The organism is Niallia sp. Kr1 (assembly GCF_050389805.1).
In the GTDB taxonomy this organism is placed as follows: Bacteria; Bacillota; Bacilli; order Bacillales; family Cytobacillaceae; genus Bacillus_BD.
In genome coordinates this window covers 4,887,112-4,906,484 of sequence record NZ_CP130945.1, presented here as the reverse complement: position 1 = coordinate 4,906,484, position 19,373 = coordinate 4,887,112, and the positions used below count along the sequence as shown (strand labels likewise).

Annotated in this window: 16 protein-coding genes; 12 read left to right on the top strand and 4 right to left on the bottom strand. The window is 39.3% G+C overall.

The annotated features are described in order from the left end of the window. Positions 1-207 precede the first annotated feature (207 nt). Both Q5760_RS24305 and Q5760_RS24300 read left to right on the top strand, forming a co-directional pair. A complete protein-coding gene (locus Q5760_RS24305; RefSeq protein ID WP_428910069.1) occupies positions 208-870 on the top strand; it encodes a hypothetical protein in 663 nt (220 codons plus the stop codon). 12 nt (positions 871-882) lie between these two features. Continuing rightward, the gene (locus Q5760_RS24300; protein ID WP_428910068.1) at positions 883-2,082 is read left to right on the top strand and encodes an efflux RND transporter periplasmic adaptor subunit; all 1,200 of its coding nucleotides are present in this window, start codon (positions 883-885) and stop codon (positions 2,080-2,082) included. Between the two features lie 144 nt (positions 2,083-2,226). On the opposite strand, the gene Q5760_RS24295 is transcribed toward Q5760_RS24300, so the two are convergent. Further along, positions 2,227-3,534, bottom strand: coding sequence for a LysM peptidoglycan-binding domain-containing protein (locus Q5760_RS24295; protein WP_428910067.1), 1,308 nt, complete (start codon positions 3,532-3,534; stop codon positions 2,227-2,229). A 185-nt stretch (positions 3,535-3,719) separates the two neighbouring features. On the opposite strand from Q5760_RS24295, the gene Q5760_RS24290 reads away from it, so the two are divergent. From Q5760_RS24290 to Q5760_RS24275, 4 genes are all read left to right on the top strand, one after another. Further along, complete coding sequence (locus Q5760_RS24290) at positions 3,720-3,869, top strand: hypothetical protein (protein ID WP_428910066.1); 150 nt, start codon at positions 3,720-3,722, stop codon at positions 3,867-3,869. 73 nt (positions 3,870-3,942) lie between these two features. After that, positions 3,943-5,907: a penicillin-binding transpeptidase domain-containing protein gene (locus Q5760_RS24285; RefSeq protein WP_428910065.1), complete on the top strand. Its 1,965-nt coding sequence runs from the start codon at positions 3,943-3,945 to the stop codon at positions 5,905-5,907. Between the two features lie 435 nt (positions 5,908-6,342). Then, the gene (galU, locus tag Q5760_RS24280) at positions 6,343-7,221 is read left to right on the top strand and encodes a UTP--glucose-1-phosphate uridylyltransferase GalU (protein ID WP_428910064.1); all 879 of its coding nucleotides are present in this window, start codon (positions 6,343-6,345) and stop codon (positions 7,219-7,221) included. A 482-nt stretch (positions 7,222-7,703) separates the two neighbouring features. Next, positions 7,704-9,086, top strand: a complete 1,383-nt coding sequence (locus Q5760_RS24275) for an L-cystine transporter (protein WP_428910063.1) — start codon at positions 7,704-7,706, stop codon at positions 9,084-9,086. A gap of 127 nt (positions 9,087-9,213) precedes the next feature. Here the strand turns inward: Q5760_RS24275 and Q5760_RS24270 are convergent, their stop codons facing one another. Continuing rightward, on the bottom strand, positions 9,214-10,353 hold the full coding sequence (locus Q5760_RS24270) for a glycerate kinase (RefSeq protein ID WP_428910062.1): 1,140 nt from the start codon (positions 10,351-10,353) through the stop codon (positions 9,214-9,216). 394 nt (positions 10,354-10,747) lie between these two features. Between Q5760_RS24270 and Q5760_RS24265 the strand changes: the two genes are divergently transcribed. The 3 genes from Q5760_RS24265 (at position 10,748) to Q5760_RS24255 (ending at position 12,056) form a co-directional block, all read left to right on the top strand. Continuing rightward, on the top strand, positions 10,748-11,047 hold the full coding sequence (locus tag Q5760_RS24265; protein ID WP_428910061.1) for a DUF2089 family protein: 300 nt from the start codon (positions 10,748-10,750) through the stop codon (positions 11,045-11,047). After that, entirely contained in the window at positions 11,047-11,331 is a 285-nt protein-coding gene (locus tag Q5760_RS24260) for a hypothetical protein (protein ID WP_428910060.1), read from the top strand. Before Q5760_RS24265 ends, Q5760_RS24260 begins: the two co-directional genes overlap by 1 nt. A gap of 68 nt (positions 11,332-11,399) precedes the next feature. Further along, on the top strand, positions 11,400-12,056 hold the full coding sequence (locus Q5760_RS24255) for a stage II sporulation protein M (RefSeq protein WP_428910059.1): 657 nt from the start codon (positions 11,400-11,402) through the stop codon (positions 12,054-12,056). A gap of 164 nt (positions 12,057-12,220) precedes the next feature. Here Q5760_RS24255 and Q5760_RS24250 read toward each other — a convergent pair whose 3' ends face one another. Further along, positions 12,221-13,810, bottom strand: coding sequence for an acetolactate synthase large subunit (locus Q5760_RS24250; RefSeq protein WP_428910058.1), 1,590 nt, complete (start codon positions 13,808-13,810; stop codon positions 12,221-12,223). A gap of 222 nt (positions 13,811-14,032) precedes the next feature. After that, the gene (locus Q5760_RS24245) at positions 14,033-15,610 is read right to left on the bottom strand and encodes an FAD-dependent oxidoreductase (RefSeq protein ID WP_428910057.1); all 1,578 of its coding nucleotides are present in this window, start codon (positions 15,608-15,610) and stop codon (positions 14,033-14,035) included. 298 nt (positions 15,611-15,908) lie between these two features. Here Q5760_RS24245 and Q5760_RS24240 point away from each other — a divergent pair, with 298 nt between their 5' ends. The 3 genes from Q5760_RS24240 to Q5760_RS24230 are packed head-to-tail and all read left to right on the top strand — an operon-like array spanning position 15,909 to position 19,338. Further along, entirely contained in the window at positions 15,909-16,985 is a 1,077-nt protein-coding gene (locus Q5760_RS24240) for a Fe(3+) ABC transporter substrate-binding protein (protein ID WP_428910056.1), read from the top strand. Between the two features lie 2 nt (positions 16,986-16,987). Next, complete coding sequence (locus Q5760_RS24235; protein ID WP_428910055.1) at positions 16,988-18,634, top strand: ABC transporter permease; 1,647 nt, start codon at positions 16,988-16,990, stop codon at positions 18,632-18,634. Then, complete coding sequence (locus Q5760_RS24230) at positions 18,631-19,338, top strand: ABC transporter ATP-binding protein (RefSeq protein WP_428910054.1); 708 nt, start codon at positions 18,631-18,633, stop codon at positions 19,336-19,338. The genes Q5760_RS24235 and Q5760_RS24230 overlap by 4 nt, the downstream gene beginning before the upstream one ends. The last annotated feature ends 35 nt before the right edge of the window (positions 19,339-19,373 follow it).

Here is a 19,373-nt window from a genome sequence, read left to right as displayed (position 1 = left end):
TTTTATTATACAACTCAAAGGAACCGATAGTAAATGGAACTTAAAAACAAGACAAATCACTTGGGGGTAACAGTCGCCTTCCGGATTCTGTATGGTGCCTCTCGCCCTATTAGTTTTTCTCTAAATGAGATGTCGGATAAATGAATTTTTAGTCAAATTAAGGTAAAATAAGAAGATAGAATACGATTTTTGGAGGATGGTAGGATTATGTTTCAGGTCCGGCTTTTCAAAACATTGAAAGAACCCTATTATACGGCACTGCAGTTGAGAAAAGCGGAGGACCTAACGGGATTTTGGATGAAGCTGATTCTCCTACTGCTTTTCTCGGTTTTACTAGCTTTCGTGACCTCATTTTTGGGAGTTGGAAACGATATTTTATCGGCAGAACTTAATCAACGCTCACCAATAGAATTTGAAACAATCAAAAGTTTATTTGCAATCGGACAAATCGGATGGTCCCTATTTGAGGCACTTTTCATTCTCTTCATTCCTTCCTTATTCTTTTGGGCACTTTCAGATATAGAATGGAAAAAGTTTATTGTGGTACAGCAAGGTGTCCTCGTTATTTTATTAATCGAAAAAATACTTCTCCTGCCATTCGCCATTTTTTTAGGATTATCCCTTGACCTATCGAATCCGTTTTCGCTCGGCATTATCGGTCAAGCCCTTACAAACCAAGAATATGTACTACAGATTTTATCGCAAATATCCATTTTTAAAATTTGGGCGATTGTCTTGCAATACAAATACATAAAAGTATTAGCAGATCATTCTGCTAAACGGACGGCATTATTTGTTATTGGGTTTAACGTGGTTATTTTATTAATTTCAGCGTTTTTTAGCATCATGGATCTTGAGACTTATGTATAGGGAGGTGGGGAGATGAAGTTCAAATTGCAATTTGTGATAGTAGCGGTTGTGCTATTGGTTGGGGTGAACCTTTTTCTTATTTTAAAAGAGGATAGTAAAGTTGCGAAATCTCTCTATGTTGGGCAATGGGTGAGTGCTAAGGAACAGGACTTGCAGGAATCACTTGTTACAGACGGGGTGTCAGCGCCGCTTGAGGAACAATATATTTATTATGATGAGAACAAAGGGAGTTTTGAGGGGTTTGTTGTGAAAGAAGGGGACGAGGTGGAGGTCGGCTCTGAGCTTTTCTACTATTCTACTGACTCTTATACAGATGCAATGGCTGTTCTTCAATCGGAGCGTGATAGTATTGAGAAGCAGTTAGAAGGACTTAAAACGAAACAGACGAACCTAGGCAGCCTGTTAGCAAGCTCGAGTGCGATGTTGCCCCCGCTTGACGAAGGAGAAAATACAAACGATCGTTTTATCGAAATGGATTTGGTTGAAACCGAAACGGAGATTAGCAGATTAGAGGGTGAATTGGAGAAGTATGACGAGCAACTATCCTCTATTGATGAAAAGCTTCCTTATCTTCATGAAATTAGTGACATGGACGGAACGGTTAAGAAAATGAATGAAGATTTGTCGAACCCGATCATCACGATTGCTTCGAATGAACCAATGATTAAAGGAATGGTAACAGAGGCAGACCAAGGGAAATTGCAGCCTGGTCTCGATGTGTTGGTTTCCTTGAAAAATGGAAATAAAGCCTATGAAGGGAAAGTTCAGCAAGTGTCGACATTTCCAGAAGAAGAACCATCTGTGAAAAAGGAGAGTCAATATTCATTTTCCGTTTTATTAACAGAACCGATTGAAGGGTTAACTCACGGAACTCATGTAGACGTCAAAATCATAACTGAAGAAGTTCTGGATGCGGTGACAGTTCCAAGCCCTAGCCTCCAACGCTCACAACTTTACGTTCTTCATGATGGGAAGATTAAAAAGCGGAATGTAGAAACAGGTCTACAAATCAATCAAACTCAGGAGATTTCAACAGGACTCCAAGCAGGTGAAGTGGTTGTCCGGAAACCAGTCAGCTTTGAAGGGAAAAGCGTACCCTTTTACACTCCGTTGCATATGAACCAATGGGAAAAAGGGATGTATAGTGATTTACGGAAAAAGGAAATGTTGAGGCTGGTGGGGAAAGGATTCTTTGCTGGGCATGAGTATTGATGGGAATAAATATAGGGGTTATCCAGGAAGCAAAATGTTACGTTCTTCTGCTTCCGGATAACCCCTATTCTTGAGTTTACGCTTTTAAATCGGAAAGTACTAAGTGTTTTATTCCATTTACTTACAGGTGCCTGTCACCCGAATTTAATAAAAACGTTTAAAGCTATCAAAGTGCTTGGACCAATATGGGTTGTCTAAGCCTGTTATGGTAACACCTGATGAACTGGCGTTGATGAACTGGTTGTTTCCGATATAGATGCCTAAGTGAGAAATCCCTTTTTTATATGTATTTTTAAAGAATACGAGGTCGCCTACTTGTGGCTTATCTACATAAAAAGAACGGTCAAAATAGCCTTCCGCAGATGTCCGCTTAATGTCATAGCCTGCTTTATTAAATACATAGTAAATGAATCCACTGCAATCAAAACCTGAAGGCGTTGTGCCGCCCCAGACATAAGGAACTCCGACCAATTTTTTCGCTTCATTAATCAGTGTTGTAACAGAAGCGGAAGAACTTGATTCAACTGGTTTTGATACTTGAACAATCTTATTATCATCGGACGTTTTAGTGGATGAAGCCGTTCCTGTCACTTTTAATGTTTGTCCTACAAAAATTAAATCAGACGTAAGATTGTTGAGGGACTTTAAGGTCTGAACAGTGGTGCCAAAGTTCGCCGCAATTTTCCCTAGTGTATCACCACTTTTTATCACATATGTGTCCGTTTTTGCATTATCTGTATTAGGAGTTGAAGATACCTTGTTTTCTGGTTTACTTTCTGTTTTAGCTTCGCCGCTTACTTTTAAAATATCGCCAGCAAAAATGCGATCAGAGGTCAAACCATTAAGATCCTTTAGCTTCTGAACCGTTGTACCAAATTTTGCAGCAATTTTACTTAGCGTATCTCCACTTTGAATTTTGTATTCAGATGTGTTTCCAGTTGAAGAAGCTGTTTGTGTTGCTGACGCCGGCGCTGATTCTATAGTAGTTGGCTGTGAATTCACGGCGCCTGAGCCTGAAACCTTCAGGACTTGTCCTGGGTAGATGAGATGACTTTTGAGATTGTTTCCTGTCATTAACTCTGCAAGAGAAATCTCATGTCTGTTTGCGATTTTTAATAACGTGTCCCCAGATACAACTGTATAGGTTCCGGTTGAAGTGTTTGCCGATGTGTTTTTTACAGTTGATTGCTGGGTTTGTTCCGTCGATGATTTTACGTTCAGCTTTTGATCAACATATATGGTATCTGATGTTAGTCCGTTCCACTGCTTTAAGTTAGAAACCGTTGTGTTAAATTTGTTTGCGATATGTGTAAGTGTATCTCCTCGTTCTACTGTATATGTATCGCTATCTGCAAAGGCAGACGTTGCCCCAAAAGCCGATGAAACGATCGCTACCGTAGCGGCGGTGGCAAGTTTGTTCTTCATTTTGACAATCACTCCCAAAAACTGCATAATATACCAATATTTTAACATATTAATCTAGCAAGTGGGTACCATTTATTGGAGATATGTGAAAATTATGATAGATATTGCAAAAATACTAGATTATATGTATTATAGTATCACGTGCTTTGCAACGAAATGCTTATATACTTGACAAATATAGACATTTGTCACAAATGGGAAAGGTGAGCGTGATGACAGAGCAAGAGCGAAAGAAAAAACAGCTATTTAAAAATCTCCTTGAAAAAATGTATGAAAAAGGGGAAACGGAATCCAATATTTCCACCCAAGATTTACTGAAAGATATGGAAGTAGAATTACGTTACATCTTATCTAGCAAATAAACGCCACTTCAGCTTTGAAGTGGTTTTTTAGTATGAAAATGATAAAATAAATAGGAGGAAAGGATGGTGTGATATGAAGAAACTGGCAATCTTCGTTGTGATGATGGTGGGATTTCTCGCAGGCTGTAATAATGAACCTCAGCCGTCCGATCGTTTGTCGCAATATATTAAACTTTGGAATGACAAAAAATTTGAAGAAATGTATGATTATTTAACTTCGAACGCACAACAATCCATATCGAAGGAAGACTTTGTGAGTCGCTATGAAAAAATATATGGCGATCTCGAAATTCAAGATTTAGAGATTATCTTTGAAAAACCAGAAGAAGAGAAGGATCTTGAGGAAACAGTCAGCTATCCATTTTCTGCTTCGATGGAAAGTGTGGCCGGGAAAATTAAATTTGACCACTCAGCCACTTTAACAAAGGAAACAAAAAATGATGAAGAAAATTGGTATTTGGATTGGGATACTACATATATATTCCCTCAATTAGGGGAAGGGGACAAGATAGGCCTCTCTACTACGTCAGCTAAGCGTGGGGAAATACAAGACCGTAACGGTCAGCCGTTGGCGATGAATGGCATGGTCTATGAAGTCGGAATTGTACCAGCAAATTTAGGGGAGGAAAAGGAAACTGTTCTTGCTCAAGTGTCATCTCTTTTGGGAGTAAGCGTCGAGCAAATCAATAATACTTTAAATGCTTCATGGGTAAAGCCAGAATTCTTTGTTCCGATTAAAAAGGTATCTTTAGAAGAGCGTGACCTAGTCGCGCAAGTTACTGAGCTTCCTGGCGTCCAATCTAAGCAGGTGGAGGCGCGGGTTTATCCATTGAAAGAAGCCGCAGCCCATTTAATCGGTTATGTTGGGACGATTACAGCTGAGGAACTCGAGGAGTTGAAAGGCAAGGGTTATGGAAGCAACGATGTGGTTGGAAAAAGAGGTCTTGAGGAGTTATTTGATGAAAAGCTAAAAGGTGAAAATGGCGTCACCATTACGATTAATAAAGCGGATGGATCTCAAGAAGTCTTGGAGCAAAAAGAGGTCAAAGATGGTGAAAACATTAAGTTGACGATCGATGCAGCCATGCAAATGAAGGTATATGGGCAACTATCTAGTGATGCTGGAGCAGCGGCTGTGATCCATCCAACAACAGGTGAAACGCAAGCGTTGGTGAGCTCACCTAGCTTTGATCCGAATCTGCTAACGTTAGGAGCAACTTCTGAGCAATGGGCGGCGATGGAAAGTGATCCACTGCAGCCACTCGTAAACCGTTTCGTTGCCAACTATACTCCAGGATCGGTCATTAAGCCTTTAACCGCAGCAATTGGCTTAAAGGAAGGTACACTCGATCCGAACAAGGAAATGAATGTTAGTGGCGATAAATGGCAAAAAGACGATTCGTGGGGTAATTATTTTGTTACAAGAGTTAAAGAAGCTTCAAACGTCAATTTAGAAAAGGCACTTCTCTACTCAGATAATATTTACTTCGCACAAACCGCCCTAGATTTAGGCGCGGATAAGTTTATTAAGGGTTTAAAGGATTTCGGCTTTGAAGAGGAGATTCCCTTCACCTATCCGCTTGAGAAATCTGTAACAGGAGCAATGGATCGCGATGTGAAAGTAGCGGATTCTGGTTATGGACAAGGTGAAGTCGAAATGAACATTTTGCACCTTGCGACAACGTATACACCTTTTGTTAACGAGGGGACCATGTTGAAACCAACGTTGCTATTAGAGGATGAGGACGGAGTGGCTTGGAAGGAAAATGTGATTAGTGCCGAACAGGCGTCCATGATTTCTGGTTATATGGAAAATGTCATTAATCATCCTGAAGGCACCGGGTACAAGGCTAGGGTTGAAGGGATGACCCTTGCTGGAAAAACCGGAACAGCTGAGTTTAAAGCCAAACAAGGTGAAAAGGGTCATGAAATTGGCTGGTTTGTTGCATATAGTCCGGATTTATTGGTGGCTATGATGGTAGAAGGCACCGGTTCAGGTTATACTGTTGAGAAAGTACGGAATGTATTTGCGGAGTAAGGTGATTGTGGGACTGTCTGGGAAAGTGCAGAGCACTCTTTCTGGACAGTCCTTTTTTGATTGCTTGGGTGTTGTTTTTGTAGGGGGTGAAGGCTGTAATTGTGACTTAGGGATGGGGAAATGGTCTTCATAAGGATGATGAAGACCAAAATCAGCTAGAGATGCTATGGAAATGGTCTTCATAAGGTTAATGAAGACCGAAATCAGATGGAAGAATCAAAAAAATGGTCTTCATAGGGGAGAAAAAGCTCAAAATCAGATGAGAGTTCCAGAAATAGTGGGTCTTCAAATATGCATGTCTAATAGATTGAAAAATAAACATGATCACTACGTAAAGATTGTTTGAAAACAGTTTGCGCCATTTTATAAAACTCCCATTTCATGGTATGATAACAAATAGTGAACAGAAAATAAGGGTTTAAGGAGAGGTCCGTTTTGAAAAAGGTGAGAAAAGCGATTATTCCAGCGGCAGGGTTGGGAACACGATTTTTACCAGCAACAAAGGCGATGCCTAAGGAAATGCTTCCGATTGTAGATAAACCAACCATTCAATATATAGTAGAAGAAGCGATTGAATCTGGAATAGAAGATATTATCATTGTAACGGGTAAAACAAAGCGGTCGATTGAGGACCATTTTGACCATAACTTAGAACTTGAGCAGAACTTAGAAAGCAAAGAAAAATTTGAAATGCTAGAAGAAGTTCGGAATATTTCTAACATGGTAGATATCCATTACATACGACAAAAAGAACCAAAGGGTCTGGGACATGCGGTTTGGTGTGCGCGAAACTTTATTGGCGATGAGCCGTTTGCTGTGTTACTTGGTGATGACATTGTCCAAGCTGAAACGCCTTGCTTAAAGCAACTAATCAACCAATATGACAAAACACTATCATCTGTAATCGGTGTTATGCAGGTACCTGAAAGTGAAACTCACCGTTATGGGGTTGTTGATCCGTTGGAAAACTACGGCAACACGTACCAGGTTCGTAACTTCGTGGAAAAACCAAAAAAAGGAACGGCACCGTCAAACCTTGCAATCATCGGAAGATATATCTTTACACCAGAAATCTTTATGTTTTTAGATCGTCAAGAAGTGGGCGCGGGTGGAGAGATTCAATTAACGGATGCAATTCAAAGATTGAATGAAATCCAACGTGTATTCGCCTATGAATTCGAAGGAAAACGCTATGACGTTGGTGAAAAATTAGGCTTTATTGAAACAACAATTGAATTTGCTCTTCAGCATGAAGAATTACGTGATGACTTACTACGCTTTATGGCAAAAAAATTAGATAATGCTGAGGCATAGGACCATAGTATATAAGAAAATGACCTTTACTGATTTATTCAGAAAAAGGTCATTTTTTTTATGTAGGTCTTTAAATGAATTAACCGACCAGTGTACGAGGTTCAAACAGACAAGAGCAAGAGTGGAAGCTTAGTTCAAGTCCGATAAAGAGGTTCAAACGGACAAGAGTAGGAGAGTGGATCGAGTTCGATAGAGAGGCTCAAACGGCAAAAGTAGGAGTGGGGAAAGTTGAATTTTAACGCTCTTCAATGATTGGGTATAAAAGAAGTAAGAAACAAAAAGTGACAAGATCAAAATTAGTAGAAGCTTAATGAAGTTTAATCTAAGAGCCAGGTAAATTCCTCTGGCTCTTTTCTAATGAAGGTAGACGACATAAATTCCTCCTTCAACGCATGATTTACAGGAATATTAGGATAATAAAAATAATGATTTCAAAGTTGTTGGAAGATGCTAAACAGTAACAACTTATAAAGGAGGATCCAATGAATACAGTTTTTATCATCGTCAATATCATTATTTTCCTTATCCTACTTGCAGTCCTTTACTATATGCAGAAAAAACACATCTCCTTTTCAAAACGAGTATTTACGGGTTTGGGATTGGGGCTTGTGTTCGGCTATATTCTCCATCTTCTGTATGGTACAGACTCAGACGTAACGACGGGGACGATTGACTGGCTCAATATTGTCGGTAGCGGTTATGTAAAGCTTTTGCAAATGATCGTAATGCCGCTTGTGTTCGTATCGATCGTTGGCGCTTTTACAAAAATGAAGCTTACCAAGAACATTGGAAAGATTAGTTTTCTGGTCATCGGTATTTTGATTCTGACGACAGGAATCTCAGCGGCAATTGGAATTGGTACAACCCTTAGTTTTGGACTAGATGGATTCGAAATTGCTGAAGGAGAAGCGGAAGCCGCTCGTAACGCTAGTCTGGTTGAGCGAGTGGAAACAGCCCGGAATCTAACCATCCCACAGCAATTGCTAGAAATGATTCCAAGCAATCCATTTGATGATTTAACGGGTGCACGCCCAACGTCGACCATTGCTGTTGTGATATTTGCGGCTTTTATTGGTGTGGCTTTCCTTGGTGTTAGGCGGAAGCAACCAGAAGAAGCAGATCTTTTTGCTAAACTGATCAATTCTCTGTATTCAATTGTCATGCGGATTGTAACATTAGTTTTGCGTTTAACGCCTTATGGGATTTTGGCGCTGATTACAAAGGTAGCGGCTACAAGTAATTATGAGGCGATTATCAGCTTAGGAAAATTTGTTCTTGCTTCATATGTTGCCATTATTCTCATGTTTATTGTGCACTTACTCTTGTTGGCAATGGCGAAATTAAATCCGATGCGTTTTCTGAAAAAAGGTTTACCCACTTTAACCTTTGCGTTTACGTCCCGTTCCAGTGCGGGTACCTTGCCCATGAATATTAAAAGCCAAATAGATGATTTTGGTGTTTCAGAAGGGATTGCCAATTTCGCGGGTCCATTTAGTCTCAGCATTGGACAAAACGGTTGTGCTGGTATTTATCCAGCCATGCTTGCGATCATGGTGGCACCACAGGCAGGGATTGACCCCAGAAGCCTTTCGTTCATATTAACGTTGATTGTAGTTATTATGATTAGTTCCTTCGGTGTCGCGGGCGTCGGCGGTGGGGCAACCTTTGCTTCGTTAATTGTGCTGTCTGTTATGGACCTTCCAGTAGCTATTGTTGGTTTGCTTATTTCGGTGGAACCGTTAATCGATATGGCCCGTACTGCATTAAATGTAAGTGACGGCATGTTGGCAGGGGTCCTTACTAGCAGGATTACCGGTGATCTTAAGGAGTCCGTTTATCGTCAACCAGAGATCGCTGAGGGTTAGGGTTAAATGGGAGATCCATAATTCCTAATGTTTCCCTAGGAAATAATGATAGCGTGTCAGAATAAACAAAAAGACCACCAAATCTTTGGGTGGTCTTTTTGGAAAACATGGGAAACATGGGGGTGCTTCATTTATTTCCTATAGAACAAAAGGTGCGTATCACTTGTTCGGCTGTGGTTTCTACTAGTTTCGAAGCTCTATTGATGGCTTCTTGTAAGTCCATAGGGGTATTTACAATACTGTGAATACTTGTAATTCCATATTGGTACAATTCATGTATTCCTTTACCAATCGATCCGGAGAGGACAAAGACCGGAATCCCTTGTTTTTTCGCTACTTGGGCAACTCCCATCGGTGTTTTGCCAGACGCTGTTTGAAAATCAATTTGACCTTCCCCGGTAAACACACAAGCGGCGCCATTCATCTTTTCTTCTAAACCTGTGTATTCGACGACAATATCAATCCCACGTGTCGTGCTAGATGGGAAAAAGGCTTGGAATGCGCCACCAAGTCCACCTGCTGCACCAGCACCAGCTTGATCGTGTAAGCGAACTCCTGTTTTTCTTTCAACTAAATCAGCCCATTTTGATAAAGAGGAATCCAGAAAAGCGACCATACTTTCGTCTGCTCCTTTTTGTGGACCAAAAACATAGGAAGCGCCCTTTGGTCCGATTAAAGGATTTTGGACATCGGATGCAATAAAGAATTGACAGTCTTTGATTCGAGGGTCAAAGTTCTGTTCATCAATCTCAACAATGCGCTCAAGTTCTGCCGCTCCATTACCAACTTCGTTACCTGTGGCATCGAGCAAGCGCATCCCCAATGCTTGCAGCATCCCAATTCCTCCATCATTGGTGGCGCTACCGCCAATAGCCAAAATAAATTTTTTACACCCATTATCCAAGGCTTTTTTAATTAATTCTCCAGTTCCATAGGTGGTCGCCAGTAACGGATTTCGTTGTTCAGGTTCAATAAGAGTTAATCCGGAAGCACTTGCCATTTCGATTACGCAAGTTTCTTGATCACCTAAAACTCCGTATGATGCCTGAACGGGATTTAACAACGGTCCCCTTACCGTCACCTCAACGTTGTGCCCATTTGTGGCTGCTACTAAACTATCCATTGTACCTTCGCCACCATCTGCAACGGGAACGAGTATGGTTTCTGCCTGAGGAAATGCCTTTTTGATGCCTTTTTCGATCGCCAAAGATACCTCTAAAGAGGTTAAACTTCCTTTAAACGAGTCTGGTGCAATGATAATTTTCATCCTGTTCCCACCTTACGCGATGTAATGATTCCATTATAATATGATCATCTGAATCATTCATCAGTTGAAAAGAATCGTTTTTATACTTTAGTCCCGTTAAATAGGATCGAACGGTTTCTATATTTTAGAGTAAAGAGGGGATTTGTTGTCTCTAAAGTATAGAAGTGAAGGAAAGCAAAAGAAGATTGCCTACACTTATCCTAGCTTTGCTTGGTGTGTGGCAATCTTTTTTGATTTTTTTTGGCATCTGCATTAATGTGCATCTAGTATAAAATTTAACGTCTATTAATACTTCCATTAAAGATAAATTTTTAGATAATATTTAATTTTTCAAATAAATAGTTGAATAATGTTAAAGAAAATATTAATATTATTAATGTAGGGAGGGAGAAAGGTGAAGCGAGAGGATGTACCAGAATGGATTTTGGCTTTAGATAAAGAATCACTAGAATTTATTAGGAAATTTATTTTAAATTCCGGATCGTTAAAGGAAATTTCCAAAATATACGGAGTATCTTATCCAACAGTTAGAGTAAAACTCGATAAGCTTATAAAGAAAATTGAACTCAATAGCAAAAAAGAAGACATTGAGTTTGTCAGTATGATTAAAAATTTAGTTATTGATGAACGAATCAGCTTAGATGTTGCAAAACTGATTATTGAAAAATATATATCTGAAAGGGTTGATCCTTAATGTCTGAGATCTATGGATGGGTTATTGCACTTTTGGCTATTGGGATTCAAGTTTATTTATCAAGAAGAGAAAATGGATATTGGGGCGCTATATTGCCTGTCTTGTATGTAATCTTTATCGTAGGCTGGTTTATTAAGAGGTTTGGTGAGGTCGATACTCTATCATTGATACTAGCAGCTGTTGGTGGATTGGCCTTTTTAGTAAGTGTCTGGATTAATGGCAGAGAGTCTGTGAAAAAGAAAAGAAAAAAGGAAATGGAAAAAATAGAGTTACAAGATCTTTAAACTTATAAAGTTGGAAGGTTTTCTAGTTGACTAAAGGAATCTGGATTAGCATATGAAAGGATTGAATGATGAATAAGTCAGATGTCAATAAAGTCTACAAATATATGATTCAGACTTGGAAAAGTGCATGGATGCGTTTAAAGAAATCCTTTTGGAAGTATGGGTTATTGTATGTCATCGTCTTTATCATTTCTTATCTTATTACTTCATTGGCAAATCCAAATATGGAAGAACTTGCTCACGGTTTAGATGAAAGTATTAATGGGGGAACTAGCGTAGATGGTTATTGGGAATATACTGTTTTTCTATTTAAGAATAATTGGATCGTGTGCTTACAAATTCTACTTCTCTCTTGTATTCCTATCCGTTTTCTATATACTCTTCCCCTTATTACGACAAGTGCTCTAATTGGAGTTACTGTATTTCTAGTCCAGCAAACCCATTTAAATGTTTTACAAACATTTGGACTTGGTTTTCTTCCTCATGCGATCTTGGAACTTACTACATTTATCCTAGCGGCTTGCTATGGAAGTTTGATGAACAGGGTTGTTATTAGAAAAATAAAAAATGTATTTCGTAAAAGTAAAAAAATAGTTCCTTCATTCCGCAAACATGTAAAAGAAGCTTTTATTGGATTCATATTGGTTATAACCCCTTGTATTTTTATAGCAGCTATTATTGAAGGATTCCTATCAAGATTTTTATTGGAAGCCTTTTTAGGATAAAACGGTTTTTATGACTTATTGTAAAAAATTCCATCTTCAAGACACAGCGAATGCTTTTTATAAACTAGAAGGACTACCCGCTAAATATTTCAGTACCTCTACATAAAGAATAAAAAAAGATGCCGTGGCACCTTTTTTTAAGGGACAAGGAACCGAACTTGTCCCTATTCAACCACTTCAATTAAAACCATTTCATTTGAATGGGTTAAGGCTTCTTTTAGGGCTGATTCAAATTCATTCGTGGTTTTTGCCCGAACTCCTTTAATACCAAAACTGACTGCCAGTTGAACAAAATCGGGGTTTTGAAAGGTGACGCCATAACTATCCCCGAATTGCTTCGTCATTTGCTGGACTTCCAGCTTTAACATCGAATCCTTTAAAACAATGATGATAAAGGGAAGACCAAGACGTTTGGCAGCCTCGATTTCAGCAACATTCATTAATGCACCGCCATCCCCTGTAATACAAATGACAGGAGCATCGGGACAAGCTAATTTCGCACCGATCGAGCCAGGGATGGCGATTCCCATCGAGGCCAGCCCGTTTGAAATGATTAGTCGGTTTAGCTTTTTGGGTTGATACGTGCGGGCGATCGAGACTTTATGCGCTCCGACATCTGAAAGGACAATCGTGTCCTCTGATGTGTTGGTTTCAATACAATGGAGGATCTTTTCAATGGTTATAGGTTGATCGCCTGTTTGGGGATGATGATCATTTATTTGATATGCATTCATGATCTTTTCCTTAAGATTTCCAGATGGGACCCAATGTTTGGAAGAGAGCTCAGTTTCATTAAGGGTTTGGAGAGTCCTCTTTATGTTTCCAACACATTCGACCTCGACTGGATAGTTTTCATTAATTTCAGCAGGTAAAGCATCCATATGTAACACGGGAATTTTCTTTTTATTCCACTCTTTCGGAAGCTGCTCCACAAAGTCAAAGCCAATCGCAATTAATAAATCGGCTTCTTCAATGCCTTGTAAAACCTCATCGTTTTTATTAAATCCGAATGTAAAATAATTAGATGGATGTTCTTTCTCCAAAATCCCTTTTGTCATAAAGCTGTGTGTAACAGGAACTTGAAGGGTGTTGATGAAGGTTTGAAGTTCTGGGTAAGCCCCTTGTCGAACTACACCATTCCCGACGATTATAAATGGTTTCATATGGTTTTGGATGAGAGTATGTGCAGCCTGTATCGTTTCTGGAACAGGTACGGTTTCCGGTAAAGGATTGCTCGGAAGTGTTTTACCTCCGATCTGTTGTGTTAAAAAGTTCTCTGGCACTACCACCGCTACCGAACCGGGCTTTTCCATTTGCGCCATTCGGAATGCTTTTCGAATCACCGTTGGGACCGTCACAGAATCCATGATTTGTTTGCTCCACTTTGTTACCGGTTCGCATAGTTTCTCGATATCTACATATTGATGGGATTCTGGATGGTTCCTCTCCACATCCGCTTGCCCAATCAATGCAATTACGGGGGAATGATCAAGGGTTGCACTGGCTAAACCAGTTAATAGATTGGTTGCCCCTGGACCTAATGTTGATAAACAAACTCCCGCTTTCCCTGCTAATCTTCCATATACATCTGCCATAAAAGCAGCGCCTTGTTCATGCCTAACATTCACATATTGAATTTGGCTTGACTTTGATAAAGAATCGGCAAGATCTAGAACCTCTGTACCAACGATTCCAAATACATATTCCACTCCTTCTGCTTCTAAACACTGGATGATCACGTCAGATACTTTCATGTTTATAGGTCTCCTTTAGGATTTTTCTTATAAATCATTTACTAGGGTTTATATTATTGAGATTTGGTATCAAGCGATAGGTTGATAAGATTGAAATACTTCTAGATTTTTAGGACTATTAATCATGAACTCGTCCACTCTTCATTATTTTGATAGATTATAGAGCACTTATTCATCAATTGGAATGTAGAAAACAGGGGGAATGATCTGCCCCCCTGTTTCTTAATAACCAGAATCCTCTGATGAAAGATTGTCTAGCATGGTATAGTCGTATTGTTTTAATGGCTTTTCTGCCGGTCCTTCTAAGACTTTTCCGGTATAAGAAAATCGAGATCCATGACAAGGGCAGTCCCACGAGCAGTCACCACTGTTCCATTCTACTTCACACCCAATATGGGTACAGGTGGTATCCACAATAAATACATTGCCATCTTCATCTTTATAGGCTCCTTTTCGATGCCCGTTAACGGTAATAATTCCACCTTCACCGTTTGCTAAGTTGTTAATATTTTGGTTGGAAAATTCAAGCTTTCCTTTAACTAAATGCTTGACCACATCGGCGTTTGATTTAAAGAAATTTTTCAGGCTTGGATTTGCATAGAATCGTGATGGTGTATATAAATCATGAAAACGATTCTTTTTTCCTTGAATCATATCTCTAAATAACAAGGCCGCTGCTGTTCCGTTCGTCATTCCCCATTTTCGATAACCTGTCGCCACTAAAATATTGGGCTGACCTGAGGTGATTTCACCGATATAGGGGATTTTGTCTAATGTCACTAAGTCCTGAGCAGACCATCGATAAACGATCTCTTCAGACTCAAATACCTGTTGACCAAACATCTCTAACGCCTTGTAATGTTCCATCGTGTCTTGGCCCTGTCCGGTTTTATGGCTTTCTCCTCCGATTAAAATCAGTTCCTCGCCGTTTATGTTGGTGGAACGAAGCGAACGAGATGGTTCGTCAACACTCAGATACATACCGCCTGGAAAACGATCCTTCCCTTTAATGGCTATAATATAGGAACGATCCGCGTACATCCGCGCTGAATAAAGCCCCAATCCTTCATAAAATGGAAAGTGGGAACAAGATAAAACATAATTGCCCGTCACGCGTGCTCCATCTCGAGTAAGGACGGTGGGGTGCTCTCCCGTTTCAATATTCACTGCTACGGTATGTTCAAAAATGAGTCCGCCTTTTTCAGTAATGATTTCGATCAAATGCGCCAGATATTTCACTGGATGAAACTGTGCTTGATTTTTCATGAAAAGCGCTTTTTTAATGTCGATGTTAAAAGGGATTTGATCAACTAGCTCGCCATCGATTCCGATTTTATTGTAAGCTTCCGCTTCTTTTTCAAGCTTTCGTGCATATTCATCCGTAGTTGCATAAAGATAAGCGTCCTCTTCATTAAAGTCGCATTCGATTCTATGTTCATTAACGGTTTTTTTGATAAAATTTAATGCCTCTGTATTGGCTTCATAGTATAGCCTTGCTGTCGTTCGTCCAAAGTTTCGGAGGAATTCATCATAGATCAAATCATGCTGGGCTGTGATTTTTGCCGTTGTATGACCCGTCGTACCGTTTAATAATTTGTCTGCTTCTAAAACAGCTACTTTCAAGCCTTCATTCACGAGCAAATATGCAGATGTAAGACCTGTAATCCCACCTCCAACGATGACGACATCCACTGCAATATCCTTATCCAACCGGGGGAACTCCGGTAAATCAATAAATTCTCTCCAATATGGTTCAGGGGCTTGAGGCAATTTCCCGCCCTTATGTTGATTTTCTGTCACAATAAACCCTCCATTTTAAACTTTTAACAATCCTGCTATAAGGATTTCCATCATTGTAAAAATCATACTCAGAGATGGAAGGGCTGTTTAAATAAAAACTGAAAGGAAAAAGGAGGTGAAGGTAGAGGTAAATATAGACCGAGTAAATATCATCAATATGATAGGAATATTTAAAAAAGTCGCAATATGTATAAATTTTCTGTTGACAGATAATAGGTATGTTTGTAAAATAAAAATATAGTAATTGATAATGATTATCAGTTTCAATATTCTACTTGAAGGAAAAGGAGATACGATCATGAATCTATCAAAATTATTCAAGCCTTTCCTAGTTAGTTCCGTTTTAGCGATTGGACTAGCTGGTTGTGGGGCAGCAAACCAAAGTGACAAATCAGGTGATGAAGCAGCCTCCAAACCTGAAAAACAAGAAGTGAATATTTATACGGCCAGACATTACGAAGTAGATGATGAAATTTATAAAAATTTCACAGAAGAAACTGGCATTGAAGTAAATGTAGTAAAAGGGGAAGCTGAAGAGCTGATCGAGAGAATCAAGCGTGAAGGCGAAAGCACATCAGCTGATTTATTTGTAACAGTAGATGGCGGGGTCTTGGCTAATGCTAAACAGAATGACATTCTTCAACCGGTTACTTCAGACGTAATTAATGAAAACGTTCCTGAAAATATGAGGGATACTGATAATAACTGGATTGGATTGGCAACAAGAGCACGTATTATCGCCTATTCAAAAGACAGAGTTTCACCAGAAGAATTGTCTACTTATGAAGACTTAACAAGTGATAAATGGAAGGGCAAAGTATTAGTTCGTTCTTCAACAAGTTTATATAACCAATCTTTATTGGCATCGTTCATTGAATTAAACGGTGAAGAAAAAGCAGAACAATGGTCACAAGGAATCGTAAACAATTTTGCCCGTCAGCCGGATGGCGGTGACCGTGATCAAGCGAAAGCCATTGCTGCAGGAACAGGTGATGTAGCAATCATGAACACATACTATGTTGGTTTACTAGCTAATTCTGAAGATCCTGAAGATAGAAAAGTGGCTGATAGTATTGGAGTGTTCTTCCCGAACCAAGAAACGAATGGAACACATGTTAATATTAGTGGAATTGGTTTAACCAAACATAGTAAAAATAAAGAAAATGCGATTAAATTAATTGAGTACATGACAAGTGCCGAAGCTCAGGAACTCTTATCAGCTCAAAATTATGAGTTTCCTGTAAATCCTGAAGCGGCTAAGCCGGAATTACTAGAGGGCTGGGGAGATTTCAAAATACAAGAATTAAATTTTGATACTTTAGGGGAGCATAATAAAAAGGCAATCGAAATCTTTAATAAAACAGGCTGGAAGTAAAAATGAAAACAGAACTGATTAAACGTAAAATTAAAAAAGAGTTTAACGGTTGGTGGTTTTTGAGTATCGTTGGGGCAGTAGTGATTCTACTGCCTATCCTTTTTATTTTCTCTTCAATTTTTCAAGAACCGAATGAAAACTGGTTACATATTCGTCAGTATCTATTGAAAAATTATGTAGCAAATACCCTTATACTTGTCGTGCTGACCAGTATTCTTACAACCTTTTTAGGAGTTAGTTTAGCTTGGCTGATTGCGGCCTATGATTTTCCTCTCAAACGATTTTTTCGATGGGGACTAATGCTACCTTTAACAATTCCAACTTTTATCGCCACCTATACGTATCGAACCATGTTGGGCTATACAGGAGTCATTCAATCAACATTAAGAAATCAATTTGACTATCAAATAAATCCAGAATGGCTGACTGTTGCAGGAATTCCTGGAGCTGTTTTTATCTTTACATTGTTTTTGTATCCGTATGTGTACATGATTACCAGAGCGTTTCTTGAAAATCAAAGTACATCCTATATTGAGAGCGCAAGGTTATTAGGAGGTAAACCATTATCTGTTTTTTTTAGAGTGGTACTTCCTCTATCAAGACCTGCGATCATCGGAGGGACCGTTTTAGTCATCTACGAAGTACTAGGAGATTATGGGGTGACTAGCTTTTTAGGAATTCACACCATTACGACGGCTATTTTTCAAACATGGTTTAGAATGTACGATGTCCATTCAGCGATGAGATTGGCTGCGTGGTTGATGTTGATTATTGTGGGAATCTTTATATTGGAAAGATTACTTAGACAAGGTCGGCGATATCATTTAAGTAGTAAATCAAGACCTCTTGTCCCTGTTAAGCTCAAAGGAGCGAGAGGTATAGCAGCTTTCGGGTATTGCAGTATGATCTTTTTAATTGGATTTCTCATTCCCCTCGTACAGTTGATATTTTGGGCAGTAATGACTTTTGAAAAAGTGTGGGATCCAGCATTCTTGACTTTGATTAATCAAACTTTATATGTGGCAGTGATATCAACTGTCATGATTTTGATTTTTTCAATTGTGGTAGCAAATATTAACCGAACTCATTCTACCTTTTCATTTATCTTATCAAAATCAGTGACAACGGGTTACTCAATTCCTGGACCGATTATTGCGATTGGCGTGCTGGCTGTTTTTATCTCACTGGATGAGTGGCTCGCCCCCTTGTACTCCTATATGGGATTAGGGGAAGCACCCCTCATTTTAAGTTTGTCGTTAATCATGTTAATTGTCGGCTATTTTATTCGATTTATGGCAACCGGATTTAATGCAGTTGAAGTTGGATTTGAGAAAATAGGAACAAAATATTTGGAAGCTTCCAGAATGCTTGGACTAGGTGTAACGAAAACGTTTTTTAAAGTCGATCTTCCCTTAATTAAAGGATCGATCATTAGCGGCTTTGTGATCACATTCGTTGAAATATGTAAAGAGTTGCCATTGGCCTTGTTATTAAGACCTTTTAACTTTGAAACATTGGCCACCAAAACCTATCAATATGCAAATGATGAGCAAATCTATGAGGCTTCGATCTCTTCTCTTTTAATTATAGCGATTAGTATACTATCGATTGTATTGTTACAAATGATAAGTAAGAAGGTGAAACAATGAGTATTGTAGATGTAGAAGGTCTTACTTTTTCATATTCCCGAAAAGAGGCTCCAGTGATTAATGATCTTTCCTTTTCAATCGAAAAAGGGGAAATCGTTGGCATCTTAGGACAAAGTGGTAGCGGAAAAAGTACCATCCTCCGGTTAATTGCAGGCCTTGAGTTGCCGTTGAAGGGAACGATCAAAATTGCGGGACATACGGTTGTCAGCGAAAAGGAATTTATACACCCAGAGGATAGAGGGGTTGGGATGGTTTTTCAAGACTATGCCCTGTTTCCTCATATGACGGTCAAGGATAATATTCTTTTTGGGTTATCCCGTATGCCACGGAAGGAACGAAGGCAGCGTGTTGATGAGATGCTTGAACTTGTACACATGGAGAATTTCGGGGACAGATATCCACATGAGTTAAGTGGTGGACAGCAGCAGAGAGTCGCGTTAGCAAGAGCGCTTGCACCCAAGCCGAATGTATTGTTACTGGATGAACCTTTTAGTAACCTCGATGCGGACTTAAAAGCGTCTATTCGGGAGGAACTCGGGGTTATCCTAAAAAAAGCAGGTATGACTTGCATCATGGTTACACATGATCGAAATGATGTGGATGCCATTTGTAATTATAGTATTATGCTGGATCAATCGCAGGAAACTAAAGTTTTTAGCAGATCGCCGGTACAGGAGACGAAAGAATTAAATTTTCATAAGTAACATAGAGATAAGGGGACAGTGGACTGTTCCCTATT